General features: G+C 71.2%; 15 protein-coding genes. 7 read left to right on the top strand and 8 right to left on the bottom strand.

Features of this window, described 5'->3' with window-relative positions; genetic code table 11:
• The first annotated feature begins 282 nt into the window (after window positions 1-282).
• Together WBN91_RS34510 and WBN91_RS34515 are read left to right on the top strand one after the other, a co-directional pair.
• Window positions 283-888, top strand: a complete 606-nt coding sequence (locus tag WBN91_RS34510; RefSeq protein WP_337728512.1) for a pyridoxamine 5'-phosphate oxidase family protein — start codon at window positions 283-285, stop codon at window positions 886-888.
• 103 nt (window positions 889-991) lie between these two features.
• Window positions 992-1,891: a glutaminase gene (locus WBN91_RS34515; RefSeq protein WP_337728525.1), complete on the top strand. Its 900-nt coding sequence runs from the start codon at window positions 992-994 to the stop codon at window positions 1,889-1,891.
• 64 nt (window positions 1,892-1,955) lie between these two features.
• Here WBN91_RS34515 and WBN91_RS34520 read toward each other — a convergent pair whose 3' ends face one another.
• Window positions 1,956-2,300, bottom strand: a complete 345-nt coding sequence (locus WBN91_RS34520) for a hypothetical protein (protein WP_337728513.1) — start codon at window positions 2,298-2,300, stop codon at window positions 1,956-1,958.
• A 350-nt stretch (window positions 2,301-2,650) separates the two neighbouring features.
• Here WBN91_RS34520 and WBN91_RS34525 point away from each other — a divergent pair, with 350 nt between their 5' ends.
• Both WBN91_RS34525 and WBN91_RS34530 read left to right on the top strand, forming a co-directional pair.
• Window positions 2,651-3,427 (top strand): hypothetical protein, encoded by a 777-nt coding sequence (locus tag WBN91_RS34525; RefSeq protein WP_337728514.1) that lies wholly within the window; start codon window positions 2,651-2,653, stop codon window positions 3,425-3,427.
• 145 nt (window positions 3,428-3,572) lie between these two features.
• Entirely contained in the window at window positions 3,573-4,760 is a 1,188-nt protein-coding gene (locus WBN91_RS34530; RefSeq protein WP_337728515.1) for a glycoside hydrolase family 6 protein, read from the top strand.
• A gap of 105 nt (window positions 4,761-4,865) precedes the next feature.
• On the opposite strand, the gene WBN91_RS34535 is transcribed toward WBN91_RS34530, so the two are convergent.
• From WBN91_RS34535 to WBN91_RS34550, 4 genes are all read right to left on the bottom strand, one after another.
• Window positions 4,866-6,188, bottom strand: a complete 1,323-nt coding sequence (locus WBN91_RS34535) for a glycoside hydrolase family 43 protein (RefSeq protein WP_337728516.1) — start codon at window positions 6,186-6,188, stop codon at window positions 4,866-4,868.
• A 28-nt stretch (window positions 6,189-6,216) separates the two neighbouring features.
• Window positions 6,217-7,674 carry a family 43 glycosylhydrolase gene (locus WBN91_RS34540; RefSeq protein WP_337728517.1) on the bottom strand — a complete coding sequence of 486 codons (1,458 nt, stop codon included), beginning with the start codon at window positions 7,672-7,674 and terminating at the stop codon, window positions 6,217-6,219.
• A gap of 164 nt (window positions 7,675-7,838) precedes the next feature.
• Complete coding sequence (locus tag WBN91_RS34545; RefSeq protein WP_337728518.1) at window positions 7,839-8,039, bottom strand: hypothetical protein; 201 nt, start codon at window positions 8,037-8,039, stop codon at window positions 7,839-7,841.
• Window positions 8,032-8,544: an RNA polymerase sigma factor gene (locus WBN91_RS34550; protein ID WP_337728519.1), complete on the bottom strand. Its 513-nt coding sequence runs from the start codon at window positions 8,542-8,544 to the stop codon at window positions 8,032-8,034. The genes WBN91_RS34545 and WBN91_RS34550 overlap by 8 nt, the downstream gene beginning before the upstream one ends.
• 142 nt (window positions 8,545-8,686) lie before the next feature.
• Here WBN91_RS34550 and WBN91_RS34555 point away from each other — a divergent pair, with 142 nt between their 5' ends.
• The 3 genes from WBN91_RS34555 to WBN91_RS34565 all read left to right on the top strand — a co-directional run bounded on the left by WBN91_RS34555 (window position 8,687) and on the right by WBN91_RS34565 (window position 15,570).
• On the top strand, window positions 8,687-11,578 hold the full coding sequence (locus tag WBN91_RS34555; RefSeq protein ID WP_337728520.1) for a tetratricopeptide repeat protein: 2,892 nt from the start codon (window positions 8,687-8,689) through the stop codon (window positions 11,576-11,578).
• A 180-nt stretch (window positions 11,579-11,758) separates the two neighbouring features.
• Window positions 11,759-15,235 (top strand): serine protease, encoded by a 3,477-nt coding sequence (locus WBN91_RS34560; RefSeq protein WP_337728521.1) that lies wholly within the window; start codon window positions 11,759-11,761, stop codon window positions 15,233-15,235.
• Window positions 15,223-15,570 carry a CU044_2847 family protein gene (locus WBN91_RS34565; protein ID WP_337728522.1) on the top strand — a complete coding sequence of 116 codons (348 nt, stop codon included), beginning with the start codon at window positions 15,223-15,225 and terminating at the stop codon, window positions 15,568-15,570. Before WBN91_RS34560 ends, WBN91_RS34565 begins: the two co-directional genes overlap by 13 nt.
• 5 nt (window positions 15,571-15,575) lie before the next feature.
• On the opposite strand, the gene WBN91_RS34570 is transcribed toward WBN91_RS34565, so the two are convergent.
• From WBN91_RS34570 to WBN91_RS34580, 3 genes are all read right to left on the bottom strand, one after another.
• The gene (locus WBN91_RS34570) at window positions 15,576-16,199 is read right to left on the bottom strand and encodes an NADPH-dependent F420 reductase (RefSeq protein WP_443217847.1); all 624 of its coding nucleotides are present in this window, start codon (window positions 16,197-16,199) and stop codon (window positions 15,576-15,578) included.
• 48 nt (window positions 16,200-16,247) lie between these two features.
• Entirely contained in the window at window positions 16,248-16,583 is a 336-nt protein-coding gene (locus tag WBN91_RS34575) for a winged helix-turn-helix transcriptional regulator (protein WP_337728523.1), read from the bottom strand.
• Between the two features lie 424 nt (window positions 16,584-17,007).
• Window positions 17,008-17,259, bottom strand: a complete 252-nt coding sequence (locus WBN91_RS34580) for a hypothetical protein (protein WP_337728524.1) — start codon at window positions 17,257-17,259, stop codon at window positions 17,008-17,010.
• Between the last annotated feature and the right edge of the window lie 191 nt (window positions 17,260-17,450).

Raw genomic sequence — 17,450 nt, forward strand, 5'->3', positions numbered from 1 at the left:
ACGGGGATGACACAAGCAAGAAGCCCCCGCCCTTGTAGTTGTGTCATCCTTGGCGGCCTGCCCGCCGGCGAGGCTCTCTTAATCTTTGGAATTGCGCTTCGCTTCCTCAAGCCCACGCTTCGCGGGTCCAAACCGGACGCGCTCCGCGCTCGCAAGCTCGAACGCGCTCCGCGCCAAGAGCGCACCGTGATCCACCTCATGCTGTAGATCGACATCGGCCGGGAAGAAGCGCAGCGTTCTAACGGTTTCTACCGTATGCAACCGTTAGAACCTGGAGGGCAGATGACCAGCCGCTTCGCCCAAGTCATGTTCACCCCCGACGTCCAACTCCACCAGCAACACCACGGCAGCAGAGACGCCTACGCCCGCATGGCCGACGCCGCCACCCCAACCCCAGACCGCATCGGCTCCGACGAGGCAGCATTCATCGCCGAACGAGACAGCTTCTACCTAGCCACCGTAGGCACAACCGGCTGGCCCTACATCCAGCACCGCGGCGGCCCACCTGGCTTCCTCCGAGTCCTGGACCAGCACACCCTCGGCTTCGCCGACTTCCGCGGCAACCGCCAATACATCACCCTCGGCAACCTGGACCACGACAACCGCGTGTCGCTCTTCCTCATGGACTACGCCAACCGCACCCGCCTCAAGCTCATCGGCCGCGCCCGCGTCGACGAATCCCCCGAGGTCCTGGAACGGCTCGCCTCGCCGGACTACCGGGCCAAGGTCGAGCGCGCACTGCTCATCGACGTCGAGGCCTACGACTGGAACTGCCGCCAGCACATCCCCCAACTCTTCCCGCGCGACGCCGTAGAGCAAGCCCTCGGCACACTCCGCGCCCGGATCACCGAGCTCGAACAGGAGAACGCCCGCCTCCGCCAACGCTGACCCATGACAGCTAGGGTCGCGACGCAGCCCGCCCGCAACACCCGGAGGAGCCGTTGTGACGGTTGAGAACCTGTCGACCACCGAGGCACGGCGGCTACTCCCCATCCTGCAAGAAATCGCCGACGAGGTAGGCCCCAACGCAGGCACGTCAGGACGGGTCGCGGACTACATCCCAGCACTGTCCGGAGTCGACCCCACCGCGTTCGGCTTCGCCGTGGCAGACGTCAACGGCGAAGCCCTGGGCGTCGAAGACTGGCTGACACCGTTCTCCATCCAGAGCATCTCCAAGGTGTTCTCGCTAGCCCTCGCACTAGCCGAAGACGGTGGTTCCCTGTGGGCACGCGTGGGCCGGGAACCGTCAGGAAACCCGTTCAACTCGCTGGTGCAGCTAGAACACGAAGACGGCATACCACGCAACCCCTTCATCAACGCAGGCGCCCTGGTGGTGACCGACCGCCTGCTGACCCTGACCGGCGACGCCAAGAACGCGGTGCTGGAGCTGTTGCGCGCGGAGAGCGGCAACCCAGCAATCGACTTCGACCCGGAAGTAGCCCGCTCGGAGACCGCCCGAGGCGACCGCAACGCCGCGCTCGCCCACTTCATGGCCAGCTACGGCAACCTGGAGAACCCGGTCTCCGACGTCCTGGACCACTACTTCTGGCAGTGCTCGATCGCGATGAGCTGCCGCGACCTGGCCACCGCCGGCCTCTTCCTGGCCCGCCACGGCCTCCGCCACAACGGAACCCGCCTGCTCGACCGCAGCGCAGCCAAGCGGATCAACTCGATCATGCTCACCTGCGGCGCCTACGACGCGGCCGGCGAGTTCGCCTTCCGGGTCGGGCTGCCGGGCAAGAGCGGTGTCGGTGGCGGGATCCTCGCCGTAGTACCCGGACGGTGCACGCTGTGCGTGTGGAGCCCGGCGTTGGACCGCCACGGCAACTCGGTCACAGGGGTCGACGCGCTCGACCGCTTCACCACTCTCACCGGCCTGTCGGTGTTCTGAACCGCCCCGGTGTTCTGAACAGCCCCGGTGGGCGGCCGGAACCGCCCACCGGCACCCGATGTGATCAGTCGAGGTAGCAGTACCAACTGTATTCGTCCTGCTCGTTCCAGTAGTCCGGCTTGGCCCATTGCTTGTTGTACTGCCACTGGCAGGCGGCGTACATGTTGATGTCCTCCAGGCCGCCGCCGTACTTGACGCAGTACCAGGTCCACACCGTGTGCGGGTGCTCGTTGGTGACGTCGGCGTGACCCAGCTTGCGGCAGAACTCCCACAGGTTCACGCCACCGAGGACATCCCGTCTCGGCTCTTCCGAAGCGCTGGTGGGAGCCGCTGTGGCCGCTACGGTCGAGCCGAGCATGAGGGCGATCCCGAACAGCGACACGGCGAGCGCTCTTGCGGTCCTCGTCATGACCTTCCTCCTTCGACGAAGTGACGGATGACGAACTCCGATCCTTTCGCACAATAGGAGCCGACTTTCCGTGTCAGCAATTCCCGCATTGGGTGCGACCTCCGCTCCCCAAAGAACACGGAAATCACCCCATAGAGCCGTTTGGCAACCGTAACGCTGCACTATTCGTGACATCAATTCCCACGGTTCCCCGGTGTGGGCGTGCCACCGTCGAGGGTCGGTCGGCACGCCGAAAGCCGGAGCGGGTGGCTCCGAACGGATCATTGGGAACGCTCCCAGGCGTGCCGTAGCGTCGGGGACCGCCTGTCGTGTCACGGAATTGTCACCGAATCGCCCTGGAGGGGATCGTTGTGCGGAAGCGGTTCTTGACGGCCTGCCTGGCCGCGTTGGTCGCCGTGCCCACCGCCGTGCTCGGCGCCGTGCTCAACGCCGCGTCGGCCGATGCGCGGCCGGCGCCTTGCTCACGCACCGATCTGCTGTTCTGCGAGGACTTCGAGCACGTGCGCACCGGCGGGGCGACCAGCCTGAAGTGGGGCGTGGACACCAAGGACGGCACGCTGACCGTCGAACGGCAGGGCCGGAACAAGGTCCTGCACGCCCACACGGTCGGCAACGGGCGCGCGTTCCTGCGGGTCGACCACTTCGCCGCGCCGGGCAACAGCTTCCACGGCCGCCTCCGCCTCCGCGTGGCGGCCTTCCCGACCACGCCCGACTGGGCGCACTACACGCTCGTGGAGGCCACCGGGGTGGGCCCGGAGATCATCCGACCGCTCGGCGGGCAGTACGTGCCGACGCTCGACAAGGCGCTGTGGGGCGTCGGGGCCGACGGCGGGCCGACCGGCGACTGGACGAACTGGCGCGAGTCGGCCCCGTCCGAGGCCGGCCGGTGGCAGTGCGTGGAGTGGCGGATGGACGCGACCGACAACCGCGTCACCGTGTGGATCGACGGCCAGCCCAAGCCGGACCTCACCGTGTCCACCAAGGACCACGGCGGCAACCCCGTCGACTTCCTCTTCCCCCGGTTCGACGCGGTCAAGTTCGGCTGGCAGCTCTACCAGCCCAACAACGGCGCCTACGACGTGTGGCTGGACGACCTCGCACTCGGCGTCGACCGCATCGGCTGCTGAACCCGCCGGCTGCCGAACCCGTCGACTGCCGACCACATCGACTGCTGAAACCCGGGGCTTGTGGTCCGCGTCCCGACCATCCATGCTTCAGCGGATTCTTGGGAGCGCTCCCAGGACCCCTCGACGGTGAGGAGGAGCAGAGGACGTGGACAAGCGAGCAACAAGACGTCGGAGCGCCCTGGCCGGCCTGGCCGCCGCCGCGCTGATCGCCGGGGCGTTCACCGCGACGGTGACCGCCGGGACCGGGATCGGCACCGCGACCGCCGGCACCGGCATGGCCGCCCCGCCGGGACCGCCGCACCTGCCGAAGGGCACCCAGTTCTACGTCGACCCCGACAGCGGCGCCGCACGCCAAGCCGCGATCTGGCGGCAGGAGGGCCGCACCGCAGACGCCGAACTGATGGACGCGATGGCCGGCCACGCCCAGGCGATCTGGTTCACCACGCCGGGCGCGGACCAGGTGCGCGACGGCGTGCGGCGGGTGGTCAAGGCAGCCAAGGCGCAGGGCCGGGTGCCGGTGCTCGTGGCCTACTTCGTGCCCTACCGGGACTGCTCCCAGTGGTCGGCGGGCGGCGCGAAGAGCGAGCAGGAGTACAAGGAGTGGATCGACGCCTTCGCGCAGGGCATCGGTGACGACAAGGCCGTGGTCGTGGTCGAGCCGGACGGCCTCGCCCTGCTGACCAGCGAGCCGTGGTGCACCATCGGCCCCGACGAGGAGCTGGTGCCCCAGCGGTACCGGGAGATCAACCACGCCGTGGACGCGCTCAAGCGCGGCAAGCACACGCGGGTCTACCTCGACGCGGGCCACTCCGCGTGGCAAGCGCTCGACGACTACGACGCGGGCTACGGCGAGCCCCGGCAGCAGTCCGGCATCGTGAACCGGTTGCTGCGCGGCGGCGTGGCGCGGGCCGACGGGTTCGCCCTCAACACGTCCAACTACCGCACCACCGAAGACCTCGTCCGGTACGGGACGCGGGTGTCGAAGTGCATCCAGCTGCGGTCGAAGGGTGCGGAGCGCTGCCCGTCTGAGGCCGAACTGGACGCGCTGCCCGTGCACAAGCCCGGCATGACCCACTTCGTGCTGGACACCAGCCGCAACGGCCAGGGCCACTACACCCCCGGCCCCGGTGAGACCGACTGGTGCAACCCGCCGGGCCGCGGCCTGGGCGCACGCCCGACCGCCGACACCGGCATCCCGCTGGTGGACGCGTTCCTGTGGGTCAAGCGGCCGGGCGAGTCCGACGGCGAGTGCCAGGGCGGACCGGCGGCCGGCCGGTGGTGGCCGGAACAGGCGCTGGAACTGGCGAAGCTCGCCTCTCCCCCACTGCGCTGACCGCCGAGGGCCGCACCGGGGCATGGCTCCCGCAGCGCCGAACCCCCGGACCCGCCCACAGACGTGTGGCAGGCCGGGGGTTCGGCGCGAGAACAACGAGAGCTGTCACGCCAGGGGCGTGGTCACGGTGAACGAGGCATCGCCGGCGAACACGGAACCGGAGACACGCGGGTCCAACCGCAACTCGTAGCCGTAGTGCCGCAGGTAGCGGCCCGGGAAGTTGAAGGACTCGAACGACGTGGTGCCACTACCGGCGAGCCCCGCCCGGCCGCAGAACGTCGCGTCACCGCGGAACACCGCCGACCCGTCGTTGCGCGCCAGCGTCAACCGCATGTTGTTGTGCCGCAGGTACATCCCCGGGAAGTTGACCGCCTCGAAGGAGTAGCAGTTCGAGTTCGCCAACCCCGCCACGATCGAGAACGTGGCGTCGGTGCGGTCCTGCGCGGTGCTCATCGGGTCGATGTAGACGAGGTTGTCGCGGTGCCGGACGTAGCGGTCGGGGAAGTTGGCCGACCGCAGCGAACGGCGGCCGGTGGGCACGGCGGTGCTGTCGCCGACGTCCTCCCGCAGCACGGTGAAGTGCCGCGCGGTGCCGGACAGGCCGGGGAGTTCGACCTTCGCGCCGAACGTGCCCAGGTCGGAGCTGTCGGCGTAGAAGTAGCGGCCGGCGCTGTACTGGTCGAAGTAGATCCGCCAGCGACCGTCCGGCAGCCGCACCAGCGCCGGTCCTTCCAGACCCGAACCCCACCCGGCCCAGTTTCCGGTGCCGACGAACTGCCACGGGCCGTTGAGCGAGGTCGCGGTGGCGTGCTCGATGTACTTGGTGGTCTCGTTCTTGAGGAAGTTGTGGTACGTGCCGCCGACCTTGACGATGAAGCTGTCGATGAAGTTGGCCGGGATGCCCAGCGCGACCGGCGACGTCCACGCCGACAGGTCGGCGTTGGTGGCGGTGATCCGGTAGGGCCGGAACTGGCCCGCGGTGCCTGTGGTGGAGGCCGAGAACACCACGTGGACGCTGCCGTCGGAGTCGCGGAACCACTCCGGCGCCCACGTGCTGCCGGTCGAGCCGTTCAAGCCCACCACGACGTTGCGCAGGAACGTCCACGTCGTGTAGTCGGCGCTGCGGGCGAAGCCGATGGTGTTGCCCGTCCAGCCGGTGGTGTAGACGAGGTAGTAGTAGCCGTCGGTGTGCCGGATGACGCTGGGGTCGCGGATCAGGCCCGAAGGCGGCCGGTAGGCGTTGCCGCGCACCAGGTCGAAGTTGGTGGCGTTCGTCGAGTCGTAGACGTACATGTTCGACTCGCTGCTGTTGGTGAACGCCGTCATCAGGTAGTGCGGCGCCGGACCGGCGGCTTGGGCGATGGGCGCGCCGATCAGCATCGACAGCACCAACGCGGACACCAGGCCAAGGGCAGAGATCGGCTTCATCGCCTCTCCTTCGGGTGGACGGCTTCGGTCACTCCAGCACGAACGTGGCGTCGGCCCGGCCGACCGCGTCCGTGGCGGTCCGCAGGGTCATCAGGTAGTCGTAGTGCCGCAGGTAGTAGCCCGGCACGTTGGTCGCCTCGAACGACACGGCCGAACTCGACGCCAAGCCCGCGCGGCGGAAGAAGGACGCGTCACCGCGGAAGGTCGCGCTGCCGTCGTTGCGCTCCACCCAGACCTCGTAGTTGCGGTGGCGCAGGTAGTAGCCGGGGAAGTTGGTCGACTCCAACGACACCGTGCCCGAACCCGCCAGGCCGGGGACGATCCGGAACTGCGAGTCCGCCAACGGGTTCACGTTCGCTTCGATCCGCGCGCGGTACTCCCAGTGCCGGATGAACCGGTCGGGGAAGTTGTGGGACTTGAGCCGCACGGGCGTGACCCCGTCGGCCACGGGGATGCCGAAGTTCGGTGTGCCGTCGGCGTTCCAGTAGACCTTCTGCACGCGGGTGCGCCGGTTCGGGTCGCGCAGCGGGTCGCCGGAGATGTCGCGGTAGTTGCGGTCGTGGTAGACCAGGATGTCGCTCTGCCCGTCCTCGGACACGGTGAACGAGTTGTGGCCGGGGCCGTATTGGCCGGTCGCCGCGTTGCTCGCGAACACCGGGCTCTGGCCCTTGGTCCAGGACGCCGGGTTGAGCAGGTCCGCCGAGGCCGACGCGGTCAGCATGCCCAGGCAGTAGTTGTGGTCGGTCGCGCTGGCCGAGTAGGTGAGGAAGACGCGGCCGTTGCGCTGGATCACCGTCGGGCCTTCGGCGACCTTGACGCCGCCGCGGGTCTCCCAGTCCAGCGTGGGAACGGTCAACCGCGCCACGGTTCCGGTGATCTGCCAGGGGGTCGCGCCCATCCGGGCCAGGTAGAGGTTGGAGTTGGTGGCGATGCCCGGCTCCGCCTGCGCCCACGTCAGGTAGCGCACGCCGTTGACGACGAAGGTGGACATGTCCAGGGAGAAGGTGTCCCAGGGGACGTTCACCCGGCCGCGTTCCACCCACGTGCCGGTGAACGGGTCGGCGCTGGAGTTCTCCAGCACGTACGGGCGGATGCGCCAGATGTCGTCGGTGCGGCCGGCGGCGAAGTAGACGTACCACTTGCCGTTGATGAAGTGGATCTCCGGCGCCCAGATGTGCGCGCCCATCTCCCCGGAGCTGTGCCGCCGCCAGATCACCGACTCCGGGGCGCTCGCCAGGCCTTGGATGGTGGTCGCGCGCCGCAGGATGATCCGGTCGTACTCGGGCGCGGTCGCGGTGAAGTAGTAGAAGCCGTCGGTGTGCTTGAAGATGTGCGGGTCGGCGCGTTGGTTGGCCAGCGGGTTCGTGTACTGCACCGCCGGCGACGCCGAGGCCGCCGGCGTCACCAGGCCGGCCAACAGGGCCACCAACGCCGACACCACCACGGCACGCAGCCGTCGCCGTTGTCGGGAAGGGCGCACGGTCATCGGGCACTCCTCTCGTCTCACCACGCCGAGGGGCTTCGGGCCGCCGGATGTTATCGCTAACAACCGACGGCCCTCCGCTTTCGGCGCGCTGGCGAGCACTATGGGACCGTGCGCCCCTGCGAGTTGTCAATGGTTGTTAGCGCTCCCAGACGGCACGGTCGCCGTCAGAGCCCGATGATCGGCGGCGCGGCAGCTATGTCCACCTCGTCGAGCGCGGTCGTGACGCGCCGCAGGCCGGCCCGCTTCACCCGCTCCAACGCCGCCTCCACGTCGACCACCCGCGCGACCTCGGCGGTCAGAGCCGCGTCCGCCGCGTTCAGGGCGTCGTCGACGGCGGTCAGGTGTCGCTCGATGTCCTCAGCCATCGGTCCTCCCCTGCTCCGGAAGCGCGACCGCGAGCACCGGGTGGCCCTTCAACCGCTGACGCGCACGCCGCAGGTGGGACCGCACCGTCGCCGGCTCGATCCCCAAGTGCTCGGCGATCTGCCACGTCGTGAACCCTTCCAGCGTCAACACCAACACCTCCCGCTCGCGCGTCCCGAGAGCGTCCAGCACGCCGGCCAGCCACAGCGCGTTCTCGACCTCGACGGAGGGCTGGTCCACGACGGGCGCCGCACGGCCGGCCAACTCCTCGCGGACGACCCGTTCGACCTCTCGGCGGGCGCGCCGCGCCGCCAGGCGACGAGCGACCAACCGCACCCACGCCTGCGGTTGCCGCACCACGTCCCACTGCACGTACAGCTGGGTCATCGCCTCCGCCGCGACGTCCTCGGCGTCCTGGAGCCCGTGGCCGAGCTTCACGACGAACGCCACGAGCCGGGCATGATCGCCCCGGAAGTACTCGTCGAAACCACGGTGGTCATCGCCCACGTCCCCTCCACACCACCGGGGCCAGCGCCCCCATCCCACCAGGCTTGTCTGTCTCCATGACAGGTATGTGCCGCGGCGCGCGCGGAACGTGCAACGCCCAACCTGCACCACGGACGCGGTCCGGCCTGCGACAGTTCCCGGTGTGAGGCGATTACGGGGACTGCGGTGGTGGCACGGGGCCGTGTCGGTGATCACCGCCGCCGGCGTGGGCGTGCTGACCAACCTCGCCACCGACGAGTTCGCGTGGGTGGTGGCCGCCGCGCTCGCGGTGCTGGTCGCGACCCAGGTGGCGCTGTCGACGTGGCAGGCGGCCCAGGACCGCGCCGACGCGCGGACGGCCCGCGACGCACTTCTGGGGCCGCTTCGGCCCACTCCACCGGAGGCCGACGGGGGTGGCCGGGCGGTGGCGCATTGGCTGACCGCGCCGTTCAGCCCCACGCCGTTGTGGGGGCGCGGCGGCGTCCACGCCCGTCTGCTCGACTGGTGCGTGCGGCGCGGTCCGGGTGTGGTGCGGGTGGTGACCGGGCCGGCCGGGGTGGGCAAGAGCCGGTTGGCGTTGGCCGTGGCGGAGTCCCTGCCGCCGGGGTGGGCGGCGGGTCGCCTCCAGGGCGCCGGGGACGGCCTGGTGGAACGGATCGTCGCCGCCGGCGACCCGACGCTGGTCGTCGTCGACGACGCCGACCGCGTTCCGGCGGGCACCCTCGAAACCCTGGTCGGCACGGCCACGAGGCACCCGGACCTGGTCCGCGTCCTCCTGCTGAGCCGCACCGCCGAGGCGCTGCCCGACCTGCCGGAGGCGCTGCTGCCGGAACTGCGGCGCGGGGAGGCGTTGGCGCCGGTCGGCGAGGCCGGAGACCGGCAGCGCTGGTACGCCCAGGCGGTGCGCGCCTACGCCACGGCGCTGCGCGTGGCCCCGCCGGACGTCCCGGACCGGCCGGTCGGGTCCGACGACGACACCCCGCTGGTGCTGCACGCCCGCGCGCTGCTCGCGGTGTTGGGCCGCACGCGGACCCGGACCTGGTCGCCGGCCGAACTGGTCACCGAGCTGGTCGCCCTGGAACAACGGGGTTGGCGGGCCGACCTGCCCGAGCTCCCCCGGGGCTGTGACGTCGAGGTGCTCGCCGAGGCCGTCACCGTCCTGCTCCTCCTGCCGGCCGACGACCTCGACCACGCGGCACGGCTGCTACGCCGGGTCCCGCAGTTCGCCCACGACGCGGCCCAGGAGTCCAGGGTCGCCGTGGCCCGCTGGGCGCTCCGCCGCTACCCACCCGGTCCGGACCACCGACTCGACCTGCGCCCGCACCTGGTGGCGGAACGACTGGTGCTGAACACGCTGTCCCGCGCCCCACGCCTGCTCACCGACGACGACATGCCCGTCGCCGCACCGATCCTGGTCGCCGCGCACACCGACCACGCCGACGCCCTGGACGTCCTGTCCGCCCTCCTCGCGCCCCGACCCGCCGTCCTGCCCGAGACGATCACGGCGATCCTGTCCACCGGCGCCGGTGACCACCGGCTCGACCGCGCCCTGGCCGCCCTCGTCGACAGCGAGGCGGTCGCCATCCACCCGGACGCGCGCGAACGCCTCGTCGCGCTGGTCCCGCACCCGGCGATGACCCACCTGTTCGTGGCCCACGGCCGCCTCCTCGTCGACCACCACCGCCGTCGGGCCGAGGACGGCGGGCACCGGCCGGAACTCGCGCAGTCGCTGGCATACCTCGCCCACCACCTCAGGGACCTGGGCCGGTACGCGGAGGCCCTCGCCCCCGCCGCGGAGGCCGTCGAGATCCGCCGCGAGCTCGCCGACCTGGAGCCCGACCAGCACCTGCCGGAGCTGGCCCGATCCCTCTACGGCCTGGCGACCACCTTGTCGGAACTGGGTCGCGACCGCGAAGCCCTGGCGGCCGACGAACGAGCCCTCCGGATCCGACGCGACCTGACCCACGCCGACCCGGCCGGGCGCCGCGCCGACCTCGCGAGGTCGTTGTCCGGCACCGGCATGACCCTGCTCAGGCTGGGGCGGCTCGGCGACGCCCTCGCGGCCCACGAGGAAGCCGTGGAGATCCGACGCGACCTCGCCCGCGCCGACCCGGCGGAGCGCCGCGCCGACTTGGCCGACTCCCTGCACTCCCTGGGCGTCGTGCTGTGGCAGCTGGGTCGCTACCGGGAAGCGTTGGCGGCCGTCGAGGAGGCCACCGCGGCGCGGCGCGACCTGGCCTCCGCCGCGCCCGGTCTTCCCGAGCGCGTCGACCTGGGAGACTCCTACCACATGCTCGGGGCGGTGTTGGTGGACCTGCGCCGGGCCCACGACGCCTTGGCCTTGCTGGAAGCAGCCGTGGAGATCCGGCGCGAGCTGGCCCGGGTCGAGCCCGGCGCGCACCGCCGGGACCTGGCCGAGTCCCTCAACGCCGTCGGGGCCACCCTGCTGGAACTGGGTCGCGCTCCGGAAGCGCTCGGCCCCGTCGAGGCGGCCGTGACCATCCACCGCGACCTCGCCGAGGCCGAGCAGGCCGGGCACCGCCCGGCGCTGGCGTTCTCCCTGTACTACCTCGGAGAGGTCTTGCACGCCCTCGGGCAGCCGGAGAGCGCGCTCGCCTCCGCCGAGGAGTCCGTCGCGCACCTGCGCGACCTGGTGGAGACCGAGCCCGGCGCGCACCGCTCCGATCTCGCCCGCTACCTGGGCGGCCTGGCGCTGCGGTACGACGCCGCGGGGTCGCACCGGGAAGCCGTCGCCACGATCGAGGAGGCGATCGCGCACCTGCGTGAGCCGGCCCACGAGGCCACCACCAGGGACCGCCGCCTGCTCGGCGGCCTGCTGACCGCGCTCGGGCACCTGCTCACGAACCGGGCCGACGTGGAGGGCGCGTTGCAGGCCTACCGCGAGGCGGTGGACGTGTGGCGGTCGTGCGCCGAGCAGGATCCGGAGCTGGACGGGCCGAGCCACCGCCAGGCGCTCACGCTGCTGCGCCACCGGCTCCACGACTTCGGCCGCCTGGAGGAAGCGGCGGCGATCGAGCTGGACGGCTCGGGGTGACACCGGCTGGGGCCGGCACCGGCTGGGGCTGACACCGGCTCTGGCCGGCATCGGCTGGGACGGTGGACTGGCCGGGAACGGCCGGCTCGTCGTGCCGCGCGCCGGCGGTAGGTAGCGTGTGTCGATCACTACCGGGGGCGGGGGATGGTGTCGGAGCGGATTCCGTTGGAAGGCGCGCTGGTGCGCGTGTGGCGTGGGGACGTGCCGGTCGGGGCCGGGTTCCTCGCCGGTCCCGCGCACGTGCTCACCGCCGCCCACGTCGTCGCCGCCGCGCTGGACGTCCGGGAAGGCGGCCCCCGGCCGGACGGCCCGGTGGAGATCGACTTCCCGCTGCTGGCCCCCGGACGGCGGATCGCCGCACGGGTCGCCGCCTGGGTGCCCGTGGGCGACGACCTGAGCGGTGACATCGCCGGGCTCGACCTGCTCGAACTGCCGCCGGAGGGCGGCACGCCGCTGGTGCTGAGCCGGTCCGGTGGGCTCACCCCCGACCAGCTGGTCATGGTCGGGTTCCCCCACCGGCTGGAGATCGGGAGTTGGGTCTACGGGCGGCGTGCCGGGCCGGTGGCCACGGGCTGGGTCGAGGTGCACAGCGAGCCCGGTCGGGAGGCCCGGCTGGAACCGGGGTTCTCCGGCACGGCCGTGTGGGGGCCGGAGCTGGACGCGGCGGTGGGCATGGTGGTCCGGCGGGTCACCGGCGCGCCGCCCAAGCTCGGGTACATGATCACCGTGGACGCGCTGCTGGCCGCGTGGCCGGGGTTGGCCGACGTGATCGAGCGCGAACCGCCGTTCCGCGCGCTGCGGCCGTTCGACGAGCAGGACGCGGACCTGTTCTTCGGGCGGGAGGAGCAGTCCGAGCGGGTGGCGAAGCTGGTGCGGACCGCGCCGGTGGTGTGCGTGGTCGGGCCGTCCGGGGTGGGCAAGTCGTCGTTGCTGCGCGCCGGGGTGCTGCCGAGGCTGGCCGACGTGGACGTGGTGGTCCTGCGGCCTTCCGACGCGTCCACCCCGCTGCGGTCGCTGGCCACCGCGCTGGACCGGCTGCTCCACGGCCGGGCGGACGACGTCGAGCGGGTCGACGCGCTGGTCGCGCGCCTGGCCGGCGGCGGGATCGCGGACGTGGTCGCCGCAGTCCTCGACCGGTCGGGCAAGGACCGCCTGGTCGTGGCCGTGGACCAGTTCGAGGAGGTCTTCGACCTGCCGCAGGCCGACCAGGTGGCGTTCACGGCGGTGCTGCGCGCCGCGCTGCGCCCGGCCGCGCGCTGGGCGGTCCTGCTCAACCTCCGCGACACGTTCCTGGGCACCGCCCTGCGCGCCCCGGCGACCGTGCAGCTGGCGGGCCGCTGGCTGCCGGTGACGGTCGGTGAGCTGACCTCCTCCCAGCTGCGCGCGGCGATCACCGGTCCGCTGGCCCGGATCGGCACGGTGGAGTGCGAACCCGGCCTGGTCGACCGGGTGGTCGAGGACGTGCAGACCGCGAGCAGCCCGTTGCCGCTGGTGCAGTTCACCTTGACCGAGCTGTGGCAGCGCCGGAGGCGTGGCCTGCTGCGGCACGAGACCTACGACGAGCTGGGCGGTGTCCGCGGCGCGCTGGCCGCCTACGCCGAGGACGTGTGGACCGCGCTGGACCCGGAGGCGCGCCGGACCGCGACCCGCCTGCTGGTGCAGCTGATCCGCCCGCTGCCCGACGGCGACCTGACGGTCCGCCGCACCGCCCGCCGCGAGGAGCTGGACGCCGACCAGTGGGCCGTGGCGCAACGGCTGGCCGCCACCCGCCTGCTCGTGCTTCGCGTCGCGCCCGGACCCGGTGTCGAGCTGGCGCACGAATCCCTGCTGTCCCACTGGGCACGGCTGCGCGAGGTGGCCGCGCGGTACCGGGACTTCCGCACCTGGCAGGAAACCCTGCGCCAGCGGATGCGGCGGTGGTCCGACGAGCGCTCCGCGCCGCGCCGCCTGCTGTCCGGGGCGGACCTGCGCGACGCCAACCGCTGGTCCCGCGAGCACCGCGCCGACCTCTCCCCCGCCGAACGCGAGTACGTGGGCCTGAGCAACCGGCGGCGGCTGCGCCGGGCGGCGCGCGTGGCCGTCGTCCTGGTGCTGGCGCTGGTCGCGGCCGTGGTGACCCAGCAGTCGGTCGACCGGCAGCGCGCCACCCTGGCGGCGAACGACATGGCGGCCAAGGCCGCCGCCCTCCGCATCCACGACAGCCACAGCGGGTTGCAGATGGCGTTGCGCGCCTACCGCACCGACTCCGACGTGAAGATCAACCCGTTGCCGGACTGGAGCGTCACCGAGGTCGACCGCTTGCTCCCCGACTACACCGTGGTGGCGAGCGCCCCCAACGAGCCCGACCCGCGCGGCGGTCCGCCGGGACTGCGGCCGATCCCGGTGGGCGACGCCGACTTCGCCAAGAAGGTCAGCGCCGACGGCCAACGGCTGGTCACCACGGACTCCGCCCGCCGGGCCGTCGTCTGGGACATCGACGGCGAGCGCGTCACCACCACCCGCCTGGACCACCTGTTCGGTCCGAACGACCGGACGAACGCGGTCACCATCAGCCGCAGCGGCCGGTACGTGGCCTTCGTGCAGATGGTCGGCTTCCGGACGCTGAAGGTCACCGGCCCAACAGACGAGAACGGCATGCCCGCGCTCGACCCCGCCGAGTACCCCACGTGCGCCCCGGTCAACATGTTCATGTTCGAGGCGTGCCTGGTGGTCTACGACGTGGACGCGCGGCGCGTGGCGGTGGCCGCGAAGCTGGGCGCCACGCTCACCTCCGTCGCCGAGGTGGCCATCGACCCGGACGACAAGGTCGTCGCCGTCGTCATGCCGACCTTCCCGGTGGCCGACCTGGCGGAGATGGTCGCGTCCGAGAACCGCGTCCGCACGTGGGACCTGCGGACCGGACAGCCACGCGAGGAGCACTCCGTCCCGTGGCGCGGCTGGATCACGGACCTGTGGTTCGCGCCGGGCGCACGCACCGCCACCGTCCAGGAGATCGTCGGCGACGAGGGCGAACGCCCCCGCCTGCGTCTGTCCACAGTGGACTTCTCCGGCCCGACGACCCGGGTGGAGCTGGCCGACCACGTGGACTCGTCCGCCGTCAGCCTCGACTGGCGGGTGCTGGCCGCGACGACGACCACGCCGGCCGGCAAGCACGCCGTCGTCTGGGACACCGAGACCCGGGCCGAAACCGCCCGCGTCACCGCGCTGTCCGAGAAGGAGCGCGACGGCACCGTGGGCCTGGACGCGACCGGCGACACCCTGCTGATCTCGTGGCGGGAAGACCTGGACACGTCCATCACCGACATCCGCAAGCTCCCGCGCGGCTTCGGCGACCGCCTGTCGAGCTGGCGGCTGCCCACCGGCGAGAAGCAGGACACCGCGTCCTTCGACACCGGCTGGAGCACCGCACTCCTGCTCGACGACACCGACGGCCCGGTGCTGCTGGTCAGCACCAGCGCGATCGGCGTGGTCCTGCCCCACCCGAACCGCCCACCACCCCTGCGCCGCCTGACCGCCGCCGTCACCGACCAGCCCCGCCTGGACACCGACGACCTCGTGGACCGGCTGTGCGAGGTGCTCGCCGACCCCGAGAACGACCAGACCATCGAGAAGTCCTACCCCGAGGACGCCGACCGAGGAGAACTGTGCCCGAGCTGATCAGCTTCCGCCTGCCCGACGACGACGTGGTCCTGGTGGAGGTGACCGCGGACGGACCGGAGATCTCCCCGGTGTCGAGGGCCGGCAACGTCATCCGATCCGCCACGGCGTCCTTGGAGGAGTCCATGCGCCAGGTCCGCGACGCCGCGTCCACCGCTCTGGCGAGCTTCCGCGACATGGCCGAGCGGCCGGACGAGGTCCAGGTCGAGTTCGGTGTGAAGCTGAACGCGGAGGCTGGTGCGGTGATCGCCAAGACGGGCGTCGAGGGGCATTTGAAGGTGAAGCTGACGTGGGGGCGTGCTCAGCGGGTGGTGGAGGAAGAGGAGGTGTCCTGACCTCGCTAGGCCTGGACGAGGTTGAACACCGTTTGCGGGTCGTGTCCGCCGAACAACAGCCTGATGACGACCGCGGCCATCGCTTCGAGGTGGTGGGCGTGTCGGAGGTCGCCTGCCGGTAGGGGGAGGCAGCCCAGGTCGTCGATCAGGCGCGCGGTGAGGTCGCCTGCCTCCGGGTGGTCGGTGCAGTAGGGCACGGTGAGGCGGCGGCCGTCGAACAGGGGCGGGTCTCGGCGCCAGACGTCGGCGTGGCAGAGGTTGAAGGCTTTCACGACGTGACCGCCCGTGGCGCGCTCGATGTGCTGCGCCATCGACTGGCCCGGCTCGGTGACCAGGGTGAAGTTCTCGACTTCCACCGCGTTGTTGCAGTCGATGATCGGCTTGCCTCGCAGGCTTTTTCCGATCTCGGCCAGGGTGTGCTCCACCCCTTGGTACCGGACCGCGAGCAGGGCGATGTCCCCGAACTCGGCCGCTTCCTGGAACGTGCCGGCACGTCCGCCCCACTGCTTGGCCAGCGCCTGTGCCTTGGCTTCCGTGCGCCCGGCGACCATCAATTCGTGGCCGGCTTTCGCCCATCGAGTGCCCAACGCGTCCGACATGACCCCGGCTCCGAGGAGTGCGATCTTCATGGCGGCGAGCGTAGGAAGCCGTGGGGCACCAGCCGGTGCCCTTCGGTGTCAGTCGCGGGCCAGTTCCCCGGCGTGCTCTTCGGCCCACCGGGCCAGTACCGAGACCGGTTCGAGCAGGCTGTGTCCCAAGGCCGTCAGCCGGTACTCCACGCCGGGTGGGGCCGTGGCCAGCCGACGGCGTTCGACGAGGGCGTTGTCCTCCAGTTTGCGCAAGGTCTGGGTGAGCATCTTCTTGCTGATACCGCCGATGCGCTCCAACAACTCCCCGTACCGGCGAGGCCCTTGGCCCAGCCCGACCACGACCACTACCGACCAGGTATCGGCTACGAGGTCCAGTGTGGTGCGTGCGGGGCAGTCGGCGAGGAACACGTCGAAGTCACTCACCGTTCGTCAGCCCCCAGGCACACTCGTCTCTAGGTCGGCACCGCACGCGTCCTCACGAAGGGGCAGACCCGACAAGCCTTCTGCCCTTCTTGGTGCCACCAACGACAAGTGTCCCTGATCCCGCACCGAGGCAGATCGGAGGTGTCATCAGGCGGGACGCCGCTGTCGAAGTCCTCGTGGGCAGCGTCGAGCGCCCGACAGGAACCGTCCCAGAACGCACATGCAGCCTCGACACAGGGCCCGGCAAACCGAAACCGTGACTCCAGGGGGCTGTCGGGCGAGGCCAGGTCGCTTCGGAGCGCGTCGGTCACCACGGCTCCGCGCGGCGTGTACACGACCTTCCCGTGCGGACCGAGGATTCCCAGGACGGTGGTGCCGTCACCGGCGTCACTGCTCGGACAGGTGCGGCCTGGCGGGCGGTCGCTCATCGCGAGAAGTCGACGATGTCCTGCGCTTTGTCGCTGAACTCCTCCGCGAGCTGGCCGAGTAGGACCCGTTTGCCGACCAACTCCCACTTGCGCACGTTGACCGCGCCGATCTCCACGTAGGCCTGGCCGGGTTGGATGGCGTCGTTGAGCGCGACGGTGCCTGCGGCAGCGACGGCATGCGCGATCGCGGCACGCTGGTCGTCGGACAGTTCGATGCCATCGACCACGAACTTGAACTCGGCAGCCACGCCGATCACCCCTTCTCGCCGGTGGCCTCATTGTCCGGCGATGGGCGGGCGGGTCGGCCGCATGTCAGCCGATCGTGGCACTCTTTCACCCACCCAAGGCCTTCCAGCGCGCGTAGCGCGGTGGTTCGCGCGCGGAGCGCGCGGTAGGTGTTACCTACAAGTGGAGGGCCTCGGTTCCCCCACCGTATGGC

The organism is Saccharothrix sp. CCNWYY140 (assembly GCF_037401995.1).
Lineage (GTDB): Bacteria > Actinomycetota > Actinomycetes > Mycobacteriales > Pseudonocardiaceae > Actinosynnema.